This window comes from Albimonas marina, assembly GCF_029223255.1.
Lineage (GTDB): Bacteria > Pseudomonadota > Alphaproteobacteria > Rhodobacterales > Rhodobacteraceae > Albimonas.
In genome coordinates this window covers 391,422-407,850 of record NZ_JARHUC010000001.1, presented here as the reverse complement: position 1 = coordinate 407,850, position 16,429 = coordinate 391,422, and the positions used below count along the sequence as shown (strand labels likewise).

Sequence of the window (16,429 nt, the reverse complement as noted above, 5' to 3'; positions counted from 1 at the left end):
GATTATCGTTATTCCCCCGGGTCAATACTCGCCAATAGCGCACATATGCGAATTCAATCTCGCGCCAGGCGACAGTTGTTCATGGAAACTGGAATCGCGGGGCCGAAGCGGTCTTCGGCCCCGCGGCGAGTCGGGCGGTCGCGGCGCCTCGCGGCGGTCTCAGGCGGCGAGCGCGGGCGCCTGCGGGTTGGACCAGCTCCCGTCGGGCAGGCGGCGGGCGGCGACGCGGCCCTCCTCCAGCGCGAAAAGGTGCAGCCAGCCGTTGTCGAACAGCGCCTGCACGGAGGGGTGGCGGGAGAGGACCGCCGAGATCGCCTCGCGCGGCGCCTCGATCAGGACCGAGAGGCGCAGGGCCTCGTGGGCCGGCGCCTCGCCGTCGTGGATCGCCTGCCGGGGCAGGCCCGCGCGCAGGCGGCCGCCGTTGCCCTCGACCACGCCGATGCCGCCGACGACGTTGTGGATCAGCTTGTTGCCGCTGCCGAAGGCCTCGGGCGCGACGGTCGAGCCGTAGTATTGCAGGCTGATCCAGCTCGCCACCACCACCGGGGCGGTCAGGATCAGCTCCAGCGTCGCGAAGCCCTCGTCCGCCCGCCAGTCGTAGCTGTGCAGGAAGGCCCGGCCGCCGAGGTCGACGCCGGAGGTCGCCGCGCGCGGGGCGGCGATGAAGGCCGAGCAGCCGGCGAGGCCCCATTCCGGGCGCACCTGCGCCCAGTCCCAGGCGCGCGCGGCGACGGTCGCCGCGGTCGCGCCCGGCAGGCGCGCCGCCCGCTCGGCCCGCGCGAGGGCGCCGGCGGCCCGGAGCCAGGCCTGCGCCTGCGCCAACTCCTCCGCCCGGTCGGCGGGGACGGCGTCGGGGTGGAGCGTGATCTCGTCCGTGGTGGTGTCGTGGAGGCCCGCGACGAAGATCACCTCGTCGTCGAGCGCGATCCCCTGCCCGGCGAGGCCCGCGCGGGTCTCGGGGTCGTTGAGCAGGCCCGCGAGCAGGCGAGCGGAGACGTCGCCGGCGTGGCCGCCGCAGGCGCCGCAGTGATAGGCGCTTTCATGCGGGTTGTTCGCGACGGTGGCGCCGTGACCCAGCAGCAGGACCAGCCGGCCGAAGCCCTCGGTCAGGCTCATCGCGCGCAGGACCCTGGCGGCGAGCTCGGCCTTGGCCTCCGCCGACAGGCTCTCGGAGAAGCGTGGGGCGGGGGCGGGGGCCGGCCGGCTCCGCTTCAGGCCCAGCGCCTGCGCGGCGAGCTTCGCGCCGTAGAGCGGGCCCGCCGCCTCGACGAAGGCGAAGGAGGAGACGGCGGCCTGCCGGAACCGGCCCCAGGCGCGGGCGGCGCGGGCCCCGATGCGCGCCGCCTGCTCCTCCGCCTCCCCGAGCTGGGCGGTCGAGTGCAGGGCGGGCTTAAGCAGGACGGGCAGCCGCGCCTCGGGCACGTCGGAGGCGTGGGGCGCATGGACCAGCGGCAGGCCGAAGAAGCCCGCGAAGCCCAGGGTCTCGACGCCCGGATCCTGCGCCTCGAGCGCCCGGCGGAACACCTCCGAGCGGACGTCGATGCAGAAGGCGGCCTGCAGCGCGGGCCGATCCTTCGGGGCGGCCGGACCGTCGAGCGCGTCGGCGAGCCGGCGCTGCGCCGCCCGCTCGGCGGCGTCCTGCAGGATCGCGTCGGTCACCTGATCGGCCGTGGGGATCACGGGGGCGGCGTGGGCGGCGACCACCTCCTGCCAGCGGTCGGCGAGCGCGGGGTGGGCGTCGAGCAGCGCCTCCTCCCACACCAGCCGGATCGCCAGCAGGTCGGCCAGCGTCGCGTCGGTCCCGCCGTCGAGCTCCGCCTGCCACAGCAGCCAGCGCGCGTGCTGGGCCCAGCCGCCGAGGTCCATCAGCAGCCGGTGGAAGGCGGTCTCGGCCGCGGGCTCGCTCAGGCCCAGCCGCTCGGCCGCGCGCAGGATCGCCCGCTCGGCGGTGTCGGGGGCCGAGGCGACGTGCCGGCAGAAGCCGGGCAGGCCGGCGATCTCGGGCGTCAGGTCCCGCGTGGCCCACGAGCGCCAGGCGGCGAAGGCGGGCCGGCCGGGGGCGGGGGCCCACAGGGCCTGGCCCCGGTCGAAATGCCCCGCGGCCCACAGGCCCACGGTCTTCTCGATCACCGCGGGCCAGTCCACGCCGTCCGCCTGCGCGGCGAGGTCGGCGACCGTCGGCAGCGCCTGCGGCGCGGGCGAGGGGGCGCGGGCGGCGGCCTTCAGCGCGGCCGCGTGGCGGGGCCTCAGCGGTGAGGCGCAGGCGGCCAGCGCCGCGTCCAGGTCCTCGGGCGCGATGCGGCCGGCCGCGATCTCGGCGGCGTACTCGGCCCGCGGCCGCGTGACGGCGACCCCGGCGACCCGGACGAGCCGCGCGGCGGCGGTCGCCAGGTCCTCGCCCGACTGGCCGAGGAAGGGGTTCACCGCGACGGTGGCGTCCAGCGGGAAGGCGGGCGGGATGGCGCGGGCCGCGCGCTCGGCCGCGGAAAGGAGGCCGGAGACCCGCGCGGGCTCGATCCGGATGGCGTTCATGAACATGGGACGTCCTTTCCGATCAGCTGGACTTCGCGGCCCGGAACCCGCCGATCAGGCGGTCGAGCAGCGCGTTGAGGTAGAGGCCGTTGGCGAGGTGGACCCGGACGCCGGCGGCGGCGGGGTGGCGGCTCCACAGCGGGAACATCGTCTGGGCGAAGGCGACCAGGCCGAAGGAGAGCACAGCGACGGTCAGCAGCGCCCACTCCAGCGGGCCGGGCGCGGGAGCCGCGGGCAGGACCCCGCCCCAGAGCGCGCCGGCGAGCAGCTGGAAGCCGAAGTAGCCCGCCGCCGCGGCCAGCGAGGCCTGGGCGGTGCGCCGGGTCAGCGCCGCGGGCGCGGCGTCGGCCAGGCCCTGGGCCACCAGATAGGCGACGCCGAAGATCAGCATCGTGCCCAGCGCCACCGCCTGCGCGGGCTTCGGCCCGAAGAGCAGCCCGAAGGCCGCCGCCATGCCGGCGTAGAGGATCAGCGCCAGCGCGAAGGCCTTCAGCGCCGCGCCGACGCCGGGCGCCGCGACCGGCCCCGGCCGGCGCAGCCCCGCCACCGCCTGCACCGCCCCGCCCGAGGACAGGAACGCATGCGCCTTGTAGAGCGAGTGCGCGACCACGTGCAGGAGCGCCAGCGCCCACAGCCCCAGGCCGCACTGCAGCAGCATGAAGCCCATCTGCGCGACCGTCGACCAGGCGAGCGCCGTCTTCACCGCGCTCTGCGTCAGCATCACCACCGCGCCGAAGAGAGCCGTGAACCCGCCGACGGCGACGAGGGCGGCCATGGCCCCGGGGCTCGCCTGCACCAGGTCGGCGGTGCGGATCAGCAGCACACCGCCCGCGTTGACGATGCCGGCGTGCAGGAGGGCGGAGACGGGGGTCGGCGCCTCCATCACCTCGGTCAGCCAGCCGTGCACGGGGAAGGCCGCGGTCTTCAGGGCGGCCGCCAGGACCAGCAGGGCGACGGCCGCGTGGCCCGGCCAGGACAGGCCCGCGCCCGCCGCCTCGGCCAGGGCGCCGAGGTCGTCGGTCCCGTAGGCCGCGGCGAGGACGGCGGCCGCGAGGATCAGCGCCCCGTCGCCCGCATGCCAGACCAGCGAGAACTTGGCGGCCGAGCGCCGGGCGGCCGCCCGGCCGGGATAGTGCAGCAGCAGCCGCCGCAGACCCAGGCCGACGGCGACGAAGGCCGCGATCAGCACCCCGAAGGAGCCCGCCTGCACCAGGACCAGCACCGCGGCGAGCGTGGCGAGCATCGCGGCGTGAAAGCGGACCGCCCCCGGCTCTCCGTCCAGGTAGCTGCGGGCGTAGCGCATCACCACCGCGCCCACGAAGGCCACCAGAAGCGTCATCGTCGCCGAGACCGGATCGCGGACCAGCGCCGGGGCGAAGGGCCCCTCGCCCAGCGCCGGCCGGGCGGGGCCGGAGGTCAGCAGCAGCGCGAGCTCGGCGACGGCCAGCGCCAGCGCCGCCGCCGCCGCGCCCTCGGCCAGGCGCGCGGCGCGTCGCGGCGGCCCGCCCGCGCCCAGCGCCAGGGCGGCGGCGGCGAGCAGGAGGACGGCGGGGGCCAGCAGGCCCGGGGTCAGGATCGACGACATGGCAGGCTCCTCGAACGTGGTGGGCGAGGGATAGCCGCTGGCCGTCTTTCATAAAATGACATATAATATGGGTTAACGTTCTACTGGATCGAACGATGGCGACGCTGAACCTGCATCACCTGCGCCTGTTCCGGGCGGTGGCGCGCGACGGCGCCCTGACGGGGGCCGCGCGGACGCTGAACCTGTCGCCGTCGGCGCTGTCGACCCAGCTGCGGGCGCTGGAGGCGTCGCTGGGCCACGACCTGTTCGAGCGGCGGGGCCGGGGCCTCGTGTTGACCGAGGCGGGGCGCATCGCCCTTGACCATGCCGAGGCGATCTTCCGCACGGCCGAGGATCTGACCGCCACCCTGCGCCAGGTCGGCGCCGCGCGACGGGCGCTGCGGGTGGGGGCGCTGGCGACCCTGTCGCGCAACTTCCAGCTGGCGTTCCTCGCGCCCATCATCGGGCGCGGCGACGTCGAGGTGGTGCTGCGCTCGGGCCTGCAGCCCGACCTGCTGCGCGCGCTGCAGGGGCTGGCGCTGGACGTGGTGCTGACCAACCTGGTGCCCGCCCGCGACGCGGCCAGCCCCTACCTGGTGCACGAGTTGTCGGAGCAGCCGGTCAGCCTGGTCGGCCCGCCGGAGCTCGCCGGGCGCCCGCTGGCGGAGCTCCTGGCGGAGGAGCCGCTGATCCTGCCGACCCCGGAATCGGCGCTGCGCGCCTCGTTCGACGCGCTGATCGGCCGGCTGGGCCTCGCGCCGCGCATCGCGGCCGAGGCCGACGACATGGCGATGCTGCGCCTCCTGGCGCGCGAGCATGCGGGGCTGGCCGTGATCCCTCCCATCGTGGTGCGAGATGAGCTGGCGGCGGGCGTGCTGTGCGAGCTGGCGCGCCTCGAGGGCATCTCCGAGGGCTTCTACGCCGTGACCCTGCAGCGCCGCTTCCCCAACCCCCTGGTGGCCGAGGTCCTGGACGCCGCCCGCGCCGCCGCGGGCTGAGGCGCACGACGAAGACCGGCCGCGGACCACATCCGCGCGCACGAGGCCGCGCGAACGGAGCGGCAGGACGAGGATGCTGTGGAGAAGGTCGACCTGGCGGGTTTCGATGCGCGAACCTGTGGGGAACGTGCGGCGAAACCCGCCGGGGTCATGGTCGGAGTGAGTGGATTCGAACCACCGGCCCCTGCCTCCCGAAGACAGTGCTCTACCAGGCTGAGCTACACTCCGGACCGAGCGGCGGGGACTCGCGTCCTCGCCGCGGCGTGGGAACTAGCAGGGCGCCGGGCGGGGCGCAAGGCGTTTCCTTGGTCGCAGGTGGCCCGTCGCGCCTCAGGCGGCGACGAGGCCGCGCGGGGCCTTGCCGCAGCCCCTCCGCACCGCTAGGTTCCGCGGCGCTTTGGGGCGTCGCCAAGTGGTAAGGCAGCGGTTTTTGGTACCGCCATTCGCAGGTTCGAATCCTGCCGCCCCAGCCACCCAGCCTAATCCATTATTTTTCAATAACTTAGGCGCGCTCCACCCTAAGCGGTCGCGACACTCACTCGTATCAGTGGGATGGCTAGACGTTAGCCGGGGGCCAGACTGAATGAACAAGAACGACGCAGCGCCTCTTGAGCCGACTCGGTAGCACCACACCTCGCACTTCAACCGGGTGTTGAAGTCATTTCCTCGCCCACCGACGCTCTCGGCGGACTTCGGCAAAGTCGCGACCCGCTGGCAGGCAGGGGGCCCGCGCAGGGACCCCGACGGAACAGAGCTAGCGGCGCTTGCTCTCGCAGGTCTTGCTGCAGGCGGCCCTGATCGCCCTGCATGCTGACACGAGCAAGGTAGGAGCTGGGATGGGTTCGCTGGAGCACGACGAGGTATTGCGCGACAGGAAGCAACCGTAACTGGCGTCCCCCAGGTGCAACATTGCGTTGCACTTGCGGCGCTCATCGAACGCACGTCGTAAGTTGTCGACCAGGTCACCACCGAGCGCGAGACCTACGAGCGCGACGACTTCAAGTTCCCCCCGCCAGCTCCCGTAGCTCCCGCAAGAGCAGACTAATCGACAGAATCGACCCGGGAGTTGGCGGGGGGGATGGCTGGTGGGGAAGTTCCGCCGACCGTATGACCATGAGAGCCTGGCACCCTTTCCACGGGTGCAGCGGGCGGCGATCCGAGTCTCCCGCTTGTAGCTCCGCCATCCTGACCCTCTCGGGTCAATCGCGGTTGAGGCCTTGGGCCTCGCTCCTGCCGGAAGCGCATGCATCGACCGCCGACAGGCTGAAGGTTGAGCGTCGCTCAGAGCCTTCATCCTTTCCAAGCTGTTCGCGCAGAGCGCCAGGGCTTGACGCTGTTCGGCTTGGCCGCCTCATAGCGCCGGCCATGTTCCCGGTATCGCCGTTTTGATCTGGGCTTGGCGCGCGGGTTGGAACGCCCGCGAGGTCGGCGAGAGCCGACTTGGGCGAAGCAAGAACGAGACGCGAACATTTCAATGGCTGGCCCATCACGCCGTCGAGCAGCGTAGCTAGCGCTCAAGCGCCCTATCAGTCTCCGCCTCATCGCTCAGCGGAGGGTGCGTTGTCGGCACTCCCAACTCAGCAACGACCATTTCCAGCACCTCGGGCATATACTCGGCGAGGACGAGGCGGGTGAACGCGACCGGGTCCGCTCCACAGGCACGCGCAAGCGCCGGGGCCCGGTCTATCGGCACCTTCATGTCGCCGGTCTTCATCATCGAGATGACATTGCGTTGGCCGAAGCCGACCTCCAGCGCGATAGCCTTCCCTCGTGAACGATGAGCCACTGAGAGCGCCCCCAGAACCCCATCAACGCCCGCCAGCCCAAAAAGAACCCGAAAGCGAGAGTCGGGGCTTTAGCCCCCCTTCCAGTCGCTCTGGGAGGCCTCCATGGCCGCGCAGACGGAGGGAAAGGCCGCGCCGCGAAGATCCAATGCCTTGCCCGCCGACCCGCCGGCGCCGCTTCCAGACCAAACGCTACTCGGCGACCTTCTTGACGAACTGCGACTTCAGGCCGATCTGGCCGAAGCCCGGAATCCTGCAGTCGATGTCATGGTCGCCGTCGACGAGGCGGATGCCGCGGACTTTCGTGCCGACCTTCACCACCGACGACGACCCCTTCCTTGATCACGGTGACCGTGTCCCCGTCCGCCAGGACGTTGCCGACGCTGTCGCGCACCTCCTGCGCGTCTGCGGCTGCGGCGGCCGCCTCCGGCGACCACTCGTGCCCGCACTCGGGGCACGAGAGCAGGGCGCCCATCTCGTAGGTGAAGGTGGATCCGCATTCCGGACAGGGCGGCAGGGCGTCGGTCATGGTCGTCCTTCAGTTCGGTGGAGCGGGCGCGTTGTCGCCTGGAACATGATCGAGAAGCCGGCGATCGGGGTGCGGCTTCGCTTGGCTTGACGTTGCCGGCGCCATCGCGCCGTCGATGTTCTCGCCATCGCCCCCGCCGCCGGACAGGCGGCCGCCTTCTCTGCTTCTAGGTCACCTTCAGCCAGGTCATCATTCCCGACTCCGCGTGAGAGAGCATGTGGCAGTGGAACAGCCAGTCGCCGGGATTGTCGGCGGCGAAGGCGATCTCGCGCGTCTCGCCTCGCTGGAGCAGGGTGGTGTCGCGGAGGGGGCCGAGGGTTCCGTCGGCCGCGATCTCGCGGAAGTGCATGCCGTGCAGGTGCATCGCGTGCGGGAAGGCCGTGTCGTTGCGGATCGAGAGACGCACCGGCTCGCCGCGCGCCAGCTCGGCCAGCGGCGTCGGCGTCATGCCGACCGTGCCATTGAACGCCCAGAACTGGTTCGCCTCGACCATCTGCCCGAAGCTCCGCCGGCGACCGTCGAGGATCGCGGCGTCGAGGCGGCCCATCGCGCCGCCGCTCATCTCCAGGCGCAAAGGGCGGGCCTCGGCGAGGCGGGGCGGCGCCATCCCGGGGTTCGGCGGCAGGGCGACGGGCGCGTCCCGGCGCGCGCGGGAGGCGACGCCGACGACCGGGAAGCGCGACTGCGAAAAGCCCTCGCCGCGCTCGACGCGGACCAGATGGGCGTCCTCGCCCGGCTCGGCGACGACGTCGACGATGAGGTCCGCGCGCTGGCCGGGGCCGAGCAGGAGGGTCTCGGCGACCGGGGCGGGAGCCTCGAGCGGCATGCCGTCGAGGGCGACGATCCGCCCCTCCAGCCCGAGCAGCGCCAGCTGGAAGATGCGGGCGTTGGCGGCGTTGACCAGGCGCAGGCGCAGACGCTGGTGGCGGCGCACCTCGATCGCATGGTCGTGGCGCCCATTGGTCGCGATCAGGTTGCCGAGCCGACCGGCGTGGCTGCGGCTGTGGCGGGAAAGGAAGTCGGCGTCGATCTGGCCTGACTGGGGATCCAGAAGCCAGTCGTCGAGGACCAGGACCTCGTCGCGGTCCGCCTCGGGGGCCTCGGCCTCCTCGACGACTAGGGCGCCGTAGAGGCCGCGCGCCACCTGCTCGGCCGAGCGGTTGTGCGCGTGATACCAGTAGGTTCCCGCGTCCGGCGCGACGAAGTCGTAGTCGAACGTGCCGCCCGGGGCGACGGGGTCCTGGGTCAGGCCGGCGACGCCGTCCATGGCGTTGTCGATCCGCAGCCCATGCCAGTGGACCGAGGTCGGCTGCGGCAGGTCGTTGATCAGCCGTCGCGTCACGCGCCCGCCCTGCGCGACCCGGATGACCGGGCCCGGCAGGGCGCCGTCATAGCCCCAGATCCGCGTCGCAGGGTAGGCGGGCGGGGCGAGCTGGACCTCCGCCTCGCGGGCGGTCAGCGCCGCGGGCGAGGCGCTCTGCGCGGCGAGCGGGCGGCCGAAGGCTAGCGCCACGCCGGCCGCGCCGCCGAGGGCGAGCAGGTCTCGCCGCGATGGAAGCGTCATCTTGCGTCCCTTCTGATCACCGCGCGGTCCAGGTCCTTGCTGGGAGCTCCTTGCCGCGCATGCCGGCCGCCGGCGTCGGGGTCGTGCCACGCGGCCGCCTGGCCCCTTTCGATGGTCCGGATCGGCGTGCGGGTCCAGCCTGTGCCCGCCGATCCAGCGGCTCTACTCAGCCGGCTTCGCCTCGGCGCCTGCGGTCGGTCCGCCGGGATGCATGGAGGCGCGCATCTCCTGCGGGGTGACGCCGCCGTCGTGGTCGGCGTCGACGGCGCGGAACATCCGGGCGTGGATCTCCTGCATCTCTGCGAGGGAGATGGATCCGTTCCCGTCCGCGTCGGCGATTGCGAACATCATGCGCATCATCATCGGCGGCGGACCCATCCGGCCGCCCCGCGGGCCCTGGCCATCGTCCATCATGCCCATCATCATCGACCCGTCGCCGCCCCCCATGGCGGGGCAGTCGGCCATCGGGCCATCGCCGCCCATCATCCGCCTGGGCTGCATGCCGCCGCCGCCCTGCATCTGTCCGTGCTGCATTCCGCCGGCCTGCCGCGCGGGCGGGGTCATCATCCCGCCGCCCTGGGTCTGCGCGACGGCGCCCAGCGCGCCGGCTGTGGTCAGGATGATCGCGAGGGCGGATGTCTGGAGGGGTCTCATGGGTCTTCTCCCAATCTTCGATTCGGGATCTGGCGACCGTTGCGGCCGTCGGCGCGGCTGTAACACCCGCCTTTATGTTTTGTCGCTCAAGTTCTCGCGATCCTCCAGAGTTGAAACCGTCTCATCTTTGATTTGGCCAAGCGTCTCAAAATATTATAACCGAAACAATATAGACGACAAACAGTTGCGGGCCGGCGCATGAGGAGGCGACGACGCCCCGCCCCTCCGGTGGCGCCGGAGCTGCGAAAGGTCGCCACGCCGGTGTCTTCTGGTCTCCGCTAAAATACTCTTGACCTTCCACCAGGGGGAACCTCTATCTCCCGCGTCGTGTCCGTCGTCGCCCGCCTCTTCCTCGTTCTGTCGATCGTCGTCGCGCTCTGCGCGGGCGGCCTGTCGGGCGCATCTGCGCATGACGCTGCGGCCAGAGCGACGACGGCCGAGCGGATGGCTCACGCGGGTCATCACATGACCCCCGAGAGCGGCGTTTGCGATATGTCGATCGCCCATTGCGCGACGGCGTTGCCGCCTGGTCAGACCGGTCAACGCTTCGAACCGGCGCCCTGTCCGATCCGACATCCGTCCGCATCGACCGAGCTGGCGGAGCTCGCAAACCCCGACCTCGAGACGCCGCCTCCGCGAAGCTGAACGGCCGAACGCCCTTCCCTGGGCTTTCGCCACCGACCTTCAGCTTCAACGAGGACACTATGCTGAAATCCAACCTGCTGCGCCTTGCGGCGGCAGCCGTCGTGGCGACTCCCGTCGCCGCCTTCGCCTCCGGATCGCATGGCGACGGCCACGGCGCCTCGCCGACCGGCCTGCCGGGCAAGGCCTCGGCCGCCTCGCGCACGATCGAGGTGACCCTCCACGACAACTACTACGAGCCCGAGACGATCGAGGTGAAGGCGGGCGAGACCGTCCGCTTCCGGATCAGGAACGCGGGCGAGTTCGTGCACGAGTTCAACATCGGCACGGCCGAGATGCATGCCTCGCATCAGGACGAGATGATGATGATGATGCAGCACGGCGTGCTGACGCCAGATCACGTCGACATGGCGGCCGCGAAGGCGATGCAGGCCTCGATGGGCCACGGGATGCACGACGATCCCAACAGCGTGCTGCTGGAGCCGGGCAAGTCCGGCGAGATCGTGTGGACCTTCCCCAAGGACGCCGACGGGGCGATCGAGTTCGCCTGCAACGTGCCGGGACACTACCAGTCCGGCATGGTCGGCTCGGTCGCGATCGACCACTGACGTGACGACGGACCGACGCGCCCCCGCGGCGCGTCGGTCCCCACGCCCCCAACATCAGGAAACCGACCATGACGCCATCTGGTCTGGCGCGCACGCTCGCGCTGGCGACGGCCGCCCTGGCCCCGTTCGCCGCCCTTGCCGGGACCTACGACATCACCGTCGATCCGGTCCGCATCGAAACCGCCGACTTCACCAAGTCCGGCATCGGCTACAACGGCTCGCAGATCCCCACCGTCCTCCGCTTCAGGGAAGGCGAGGATGTGACGATCCGGGTGACCAACAACCTGTCCGAGGACACCTCGATCCATTGGCACGGGCTGATCCTGCCGTTCGAGGAGGACGGCGTGCCCGGCATCAGCTTCCCCGGCATCAAGCCGGGCGAGACCTTCACCTACCGCTTTCTTATCGTGCAGAGCGGGACCTACTGGTTCCATTCGCATTCCGGCTTCCAGGAGCCGGACGGCGCCTACGGGGCGATCGTGATCGAGCCCACGGCGCGCGAACCCTACCGCTATGACCGCGACTACGTGGTGCAGTTCACCGACAAGCATCCCCACTCCGGGGACCGGGTGTTCCGCAACCTGAAGCTCTCGGCCGACTACTACAACCGCCAGCAGCGCACCCTGTTCGACATGCTGTCCGACGCCGGCGACAAGGGCCTGGGCGCGGCGCTGGCCGACCGCGCGGCCTGGGGCGACATGCGCATGATGCCCACCGACGTCGAGGACGTGCAGGGCTTCGCGCCGATGATCAACGGGCGGGACGCCGAGGGGAACTGGAACGGCCTGTTCAAGCCGGGCGAGCGGGTGCGGCTGCGGCTCATCAACAGCTCGGCGATGACCTATTTCGACGTGCGCATCCCGGGGCTGAAGATGACCGTGGTCGCCGCCGATGGCAACGACGTGCTGCCGGTGGTGGTGGACGAGCTGCGCCTGGGCGTGGCCGAGACCTATGACGTGATCGTGCGCCCGACCGAGGACCGCGCCTACTCGGTGCTGGGCGAATCCATGGGCCGCACCGCCATGGCCCGCGGCACGCTGGCTCCGCGCGAGGGCATGGCGGCCGAGATCCCCGACCTGCGTCCCGCCCCGCGCCTGACCATGGCCGACATGGGTATGATGGAGGGCATGGATCACGGCGCCATGGGCCATGGGGACATGGGCCAGGGCGGCGCGAGCCACTTGATGCCGGACGGCTCCTCGATGCCCGGCGACGCCAATGCGGCGATGGCCGGCGACGGGCACGTCATGCGCGACGGGTCGACCATGGCGGGCGACGCACACGCCGGGATGGCGGGCGGCGGCCACATGATGCCCGACGGCTCGCGGATGGAGGGGATGAACCACGGCTCCATGTCCGGCATGGACCCCTCCGGCATGGCCGGCGGCGACCCCTTCTACGCGCCCGGCAGCGGGCTGACGCCCGAGGCCGCGGACGGCGGCAAGTTCCTGTCCTATGCCGACCTGAAGGCCCGCGCCCCGCTCTATCCCGACCGGGAGGCGACGCGGGAGATCGAGCTGCGCCTGACCGGCAACATGGAACGCTACATCTGGTCGATCAATGGCGTGAAATACGAGGACGCCGAGCCGATCCGCCTGCGCATGGGCGAGCGGGTGCGCTTCAAGTTCGTCAACGAGACGATGATGACCCATCCCATGCACCTGCACGGCATGTGGACCATCCTCGACACCGGTTCGGGCGCGCGCGACCCGATCAAGCACACGGTCAGCGTGGCGCCGGGCACGACGCTCTACACCGAAACCGAGGTCGACGCGCCGGGCCAGTGGGCCTTCCACTGCCACCTCTCCTACCACATGGCCGGCGGCATGTTCCGCAAGGTGATCGTCGAGGGCGCGCCGACGCAGGCGATGAACATGCCCGCCGCGGATCACGGCGCCCAGCCACCCGCTGCCGACGGCCACTCCCATGCGCATGACGAGGGCTGAGACCATGCACGCGACCCGCATCTTTCCCGCCCTCGCGCTTATCGCCGCGGCCGGGCCGGCGCTGGCCGAACCGGCGATCTGGGGCCTCCAGGTCGAGCAGCTGGAATACCGCTTCGGCGAGGACGAGGACGTCCTCGCCTGGGACTTCGACGCCGTGGCGGGAACCGACGAGCTCCGCTTCGTGTGGCGCTCGGAGGCCGAGCTGCTGACCGGCCCGGGGACCTTCGAGACGCTGGAGAACCAGGCCCGCGTCCAGGTCCCGATTTCGCCCTTCTTCGACGCCGTGGGGGGCGTCATGGTCTCGACCCCCGAGGGGCTGGACCGGGTCTACGGCGTCGTCGGCGTCCATGGCCTCGCCCGACAGTGGTTCGAGGTGGACGCCGACCTGTTCGTCTCGGACAAGCCCTTCGCCCGGTTCGAAGTGGACTACGAGGCGTTGATCACCAACCGACTGATCCTGACGCCGAGCGTCGAGGTCTCGGTGCCGCTGGTCGACGACCGGGCCATCGACGCCGGCGCCTTCGGGCCGAAGCTCGAGGCCGGGCTGCGACTGAGCTACGACGTCGTGGACCGCCTGGTCTCGCCCTATGCGGGGGTGCACTACGAGCGGTATTTCGGCGACAGCGCGGACCTGCGCCGGGCCTCCGGCGAGGCGACGGACGCGGTCTATTTCGTGGTGGGGACGAAGATCCTCTTCTGATCCGTCGTCCCGAAGACGGACGCCCTCGGCGAGACCCGGGGGCGTCTCCCCGCCGGATTCGTCCGGCCGGGGCGGACGCGCAGACCGGGCCAAACGCCGATGGACGCGACTTTCCTCTTTCAGATCCCCCATGACCTGATGCATGCGATCGCCCACGCGGTCGGCCATGAGATCACCGCGGACGCGCCTGCCTGGGTGCATCCGGTCTTCCACCTGACGCTGGTCTGGGCCCCGATCGCGCTGGCTGCGCTCGCGCTGTGGCGGCTGGTCTCGGCGCTGCGCGCCCGCGGACGTCCCGCCGGCGCCGCGCCGCCGCCTGTCCCTGGATTCGAGCCGGGCGTCTACGCCTTCGTGCTGCGCTGGACCCGGGCGGAGCTGCCGCTGCTGCTGGGCCTCAGCCTCGCGGCGCTGCCGGTGCTCTACGCCGCGCTGGAGCTGCCCAAGCTGATCGTGAACCGGGCCATCGACGCCGAGGGCTTCCCGCTGACCGCGGGCCCATGGAGCTTCGACCAACTCGAGTTCCTGTTCCTGCTCTGCGCGCTCTACCTCCTCGCGGTGATGACGAGCGGGGCGCTGAAATTCGCGATCAACGTGGCGAAGGGACGGATGGGCGAGCGCGTGCTGCGCCGCCTGCGCCTTACGATCTACCGCCGCTGGCGCGCCGGCGCGGGCGGCCCGAGGCGCGGCGAGACCATCCCCCTGATCGCCCAGGAGGTCGAGCCGATCGGCGGTTTCGCGGCCGAGGCCATCGTGTTGCCGGTGTTCCAGGGCGGGACCTTCCTGACCATCCTCGCCTTCATGTTCATGCAGGACCCGGTGCTGGGCGCGGCCGCCGTCTCGCTGCTGCCCGTCCAGCTGGTGGTGATCCCCCGCCTTCAGCGGCGGGTGAACCGGCTGGCCCGCGCCCGGGTCGCCGAGATGCGGACCCTGGGCGGCGAGCTCGCCGGTCAGTCGCTGCGGCCGGAGGCCCGCCTCGGTCTCGCCCCGCGCGAGGGCCTGGCCGACGTCTGCGGCGGCTTCCGGCGCATCGAGTCGATCCGGCGGAACCTGCAACGCGAGAAGTTCTTCATGAAGTCGGTCAGCAACTTCCTCGCCTCGCTGACGCCCTTCTTCTTCTACGCCATCGGCGGCTGGCTGGTGATCGAGGGCCGGCTGACCCTGGGCGCGCTGGTGGCGGTGCTGGCGGCCTACAAGGATTTCTCCGCGCCGCTTCGCGAACTGCTGCGCCACTACCAGGCGGTCGAGGACGTGCGGGTGCGCTACCAGGAGCTGCTGGCCCATCTCGCCCCGGCCCGGATCGCGCCGGCCTCGGCGTTGTCGCCGGTGGAGTGGTCGCCGGCGTCGGGGGCGCCATGTTTGATGGAAGCGCCATGACTTGCGGGCATCGCAACCTCCTGCGGAGGCGACGCGGGACCGCCGACGCCGCCTCGCCCTTCCGCCGGCCTTCGCCCAGGAGCGGCGTCGCGCCGGGCGCGCGACGCGAACCAGACCAGAGATACGACGACAGGAGGCCCCGTCATGAATCATGACGTCCGCGAAAAACGCATCACGCTGCTGGGCGGCGCGTCGATGGGAACCGGGGTGATGATCGGCGCGGGCATCTTCGCCCTGACCGGCCAGATCGCCGAGCTGGCCGGCCCCGCCTTTCCGTGGGCCTTTCTGGCCGGGGCGGTGGTCACCTCCTTCAGCGCCTACGCCTACGCCTGCATGACCCGGGTCTGGCCGTCCTCGGGCGGGATCGCGATGATTCTCCAGAAGGCCTGGGGCGTGGGCGGCGTCGCCGCCGGCGCCTCGATGCTGATGGCCCTCTCGATGATCATCGCGCAAAGCCTGGTGGCCCGGACCTTCGGGACCTATGCGCTAAGACCCTTCGACCTGGGGTCCGACCACTGGCTGGCCCCCGTCCTCGGCGTGGGTCTGATCGGCTTCGCCTTCCTGGTGAACCGCTCGGGATCGAAGTCGGTGGGGCGCGCCTCGCTGGTGATGGCCGCGATCAAGATCGGCGGCATCGCGGTGTTCGGCGCGGCCGCCCTGTGGGCCGCCGGCGCGCCCGAGGCGTCCTCGGCCCCGCAGGGCTCCGCCGCGGGCTTCCTTGCGGCCGTGGCGCTGGCGGTGATGGCCTTCAAGGGCTTCACCACCATCACCAACAGCGGCGGCGAGATGGTCTCGCCCGAGCGCAACGTGGCGCGCGTCATCGCGATCTCGATCGTGGTCTGCACGGCGACCTATCTGCTGGTCGCCTGGGCGGTCGCCCGCGGCCTGACCTTCGAACAGATCGTGGAGGCGCGGGACTATGCGCTGGCCCGCGCGGCCGAGCCGACGCTGGGCCCCTGGGGGTTCCGGCTGACGGTGGCGCTGGCGCTTGTCGCCACCGCCTCGGGCGTGCTGGCGAGCCTCTTCGCGGTGTCGCGGATGCTGACCATGCTGACCGAGATGAAGATGATCCCCCACAGCCACTTCGGCATGTCGGGGCCGATCCAGCGCCACCTGCTGGTCTATGTGGCGGTGCTGGCGGCGGTGGCCACGGTCCTGTTCGACCTGGGCCGCATCGCCTCGCTGGGCGTGTTCCTCTACCTGACGATGGACGTGATCGTGCAGGTCGGCATCCTGCGACGGCTGCGCGCCCGGGTCGGAGCGCGAGGCTGGATCCTGTGTACGGCGATCGGGCTGGACCTCGTCGTGCTGGCCGCCTTCGGCCGCGCCAAGCTGCTCGAGGATCCCTGGATCGTCGCCATCGCGGCCGGGCTGATCCTAGTCGTCTTCGTGCTGGAGCGCGCCTGGGTCGGAAACTGGGTGAGCGCGCCGCAGGCCGACGAGCCGGGCGGGCATCACCATCACCCTTCGACTTGAAGCGTCCTCTCGCCCTGCGCCCGGGACGTGTCGGGAGGGTCTTGCGCCCCCTTGACCT

10 protein-coding genes, 2 tRNA genes and 1 pseudogene are annotated in these 16,429 nt (G+C 71.4%); 7 read left to right on the top strand and 6 right to left on the bottom strand.

Features of this window, described 5'->3' with window-relative positions; genetic code table 11:
• Positions 1-159 precede the first annotated feature (159 nt).
• Positions 160-2,532: a YbcC family protein gene (locus P2H44_RS01800; protein ID WP_345798974.1), complete on the bottom strand. Its 2,373-nt coding sequence runs from the start codon at positions 2,530-2,532 to the stop codon at positions 160-162.
• A 22-nt stretch (positions 2,533-2,554) separates the two neighbouring features.
• Positions 2,555-4,117 carry a proton-conducting transporter transmembrane domain-containing protein gene (locus P2H44_RS01795; protein WP_275761698.1) on the bottom strand — a complete coding sequence of 521 codons (1,563 nt, stop codon included), beginning with the start codon at positions 4,115-4,117 and terminating at the stop codon, positions 2,555-2,557.
• A 95-nt stretch (positions 4,118-4,212) separates the two neighbouring features.
• On the opposite strand from P2H44_RS01795, the gene P2H44_RS01790 reads away from it, so the two are divergent.
• Complete coding sequence (locus P2H44_RS01790) at positions 4,213-5,094, top strand: LysR family transcriptional regulator (RefSeq protein ID WP_275761697.1); 882 nt, start codon at positions 4,213-4,215, stop codon at positions 5,092-5,094.
• A 151-nt stretch (positions 5,095-5,245) separates the two neighbouring features.
• On the opposite strand, the gene P2H44_RS01785 is transcribed toward P2H44_RS01790, so the two are convergent.
• A tRNA-Pro gene (locus tag P2H44_RS01785) sits at positions 5,246-5,322 on the bottom strand.
• 170 nt (positions 5,323-5,492) lie between these two features.
• Between P2H44_RS01785 and P2H44_RS01780 the strand changes: the two genes are divergently transcribed.
• A tRNA-Gln gene (locus tag P2H44_RS01780) sits at positions 5,493-5,567 on the top strand.
• A gap of 1,503 nt (positions 5,568-7,070) precedes the next feature.
• Here the strand turns inward: P2H44_RS01780 and P2H44_RS01775 are convergent.
• The 3 genes and pseudogenes from P2H44_RS01775 to P2H44_RS01765 form a co-directional block, all read right to left on the bottom strand.
• Positions 7,071-7,407, bottom strand: a pseudogene (locus P2H44_RS01775) (zinc ribbon domain-containing protein YjdM).
• Positions 7,408-7,573: 166 nt separating this feature from the next.
• The gene (locus P2H44_RS01770; protein WP_275761696.1) at positions 7,574-8,971 is read right to left on the bottom strand and encodes a multicopper oxidase family protein; all 1,398 of its coding nucleotides are present in this window, start codon (positions 8,969-8,971) and stop codon (positions 7,574-7,576) included.
• A gap of 162 nt (positions 8,972-9,133) precedes the next feature.
• On the bottom strand, positions 9,134-9,625 hold the full coding sequence (locus P2H44_RS01765; protein ID WP_275761695.1) for an EF-hand domain-containing protein: 492 nt from the start codon (positions 9,623-9,625) through the stop codon (positions 9,134-9,136).
• A 704-nt stretch (positions 9,626-10,329) separates the two neighbouring features.
• Between P2H44_RS01765 and P2H44_RS01760 the strand changes: the two genes are divergently transcribed.
• The 5 genes from P2H44_RS01760 (at position 10,330) to P2H44_RS01740 (ending at position 16,371) form a co-directional block, all read left to right on the top strand.
• Positions 10,330-10,875 carry a cupredoxin domain-containing protein gene (locus tag P2H44_RS01760; RefSeq protein WP_275761694.1) on the top strand — a complete coding sequence of 182 codons (546 nt, stop codon included), beginning with the start codon at positions 10,330-10,332 and terminating at the stop codon, positions 10,873-10,875.
• Positions 10,876-10,943: 68 nt separating this feature from the next.
• Complete coding sequence (locus tag P2H44_RS01755; RefSeq protein WP_275761693.1) at positions 10,944-12,821, top strand: copper resistance system multicopper oxidase; 1,878 nt, start codon at positions 10,944-10,946, stop codon at positions 12,819-12,821.
• Positions 12,822-12,825: 4 nt separating this feature from the next.
• A complete protein-coding gene (locus P2H44_RS01750) occupies positions 12,826-13,521 on the top strand; it encodes a copper resistance protein B (protein WP_275761692.1) in 696 nt (231 codons plus the stop codon).
• A 99-nt stretch (positions 13,522-13,620) separates the two neighbouring features.
• Complete coding sequence (locus tag P2H44_RS01745; RefSeq protein ID WP_275761691.1) at positions 13,621-14,895, top strand: ABC transporter ATP-binding protein; 1,275 nt, start codon at positions 13,621-13,623, stop codon at positions 14,893-14,895.
• Between the two features lie 144 nt (positions 14,896-15,039).
• Positions 15,040-16,371 carry an APC family permease gene (locus P2H44_RS01740; protein WP_275761690.1) on the top strand — a complete coding sequence of 444 codons (1,332 nt, stop codon included), beginning with the start codon at positions 15,040-15,042 and terminating at the stop codon, positions 16,369-16,371.
• Positions 16,372-16,429: the final 58 nt, after the last annotated feature.

Excerpts from the sequence above, each read along its gene's own strand:
- P2H44_RS01800 (WP_345798974.1), bottom strand. The coding sequence starts at position 2,532 with ATGAACGCCATCCGGATCGAGCCCGCGCGGGTCTCCGGCCTCCTTTCC.
- P2H44_RS01795 (WP_275761698.1), bottom strand. The coding sequence starts at position 4,117 with ATGTCGTCGATCCTGACCCCGGGCCTGCTGGCCCCCGCCGTCCTCCTG.
- P2H44_RS01790 (WP_275761697.1), top strand. The coding sequence starts at position 4,213 with ATGGCGACGCTGAACCTGCATCACCTGCGCCTGTTCCGGGCGGTGGCG.
- P2H44_RS01770 (WP_275761696.1), bottom strand. The coding sequence starts at position 8,971 with ATGACGCTTCCATCGCGGCGAGACCTGCTCGCCCTCGGCGGCGCGGCC.
- P2H44_RS01765 (WP_275761695.1), bottom strand. The coding sequence starts at position 9,625 with ATGAGACCCCTCCAGACATCCGCCCTCGCGATCATCCTGACCACAGCC.
- P2H44_RS01760 (WP_275761694.1), top strand. The coding sequence starts at position 10,330 with ATGCTGAAATCCAACCTGCTGCGCCTTGCGGCGGCAGCCGTCGTGGCG.
- P2H44_RS01755 (WP_275761693.1), top strand. The coding sequence starts at position 10,944 with ATGACGCCATCTGGTCTGGCGCGCACGCTCGCGCTGGCGACGGCCGCC.
- P2H44_RS01750 (WP_275761692.1), top strand. The coding sequence starts at position 12,826 with ATGCACGCGACCCGCATCTTTCCCGCCCTCGCGCTTATCGCCGCGGCC.
- P2H44_RS01745 (WP_275761691.1), top strand. The coding sequence starts at position 13,621 with ATGGACGCGACTTTCCTCTTTCAGATCCCCCATGACCTGATGCATGCG.
- P2H44_RS01740 (WP_275761690.1), top strand. The coding sequence starts at position 15,040 with ATGAATCATGACGTCCGCGAAAAACGCATCACGCTGCTGGGCGGCGCG.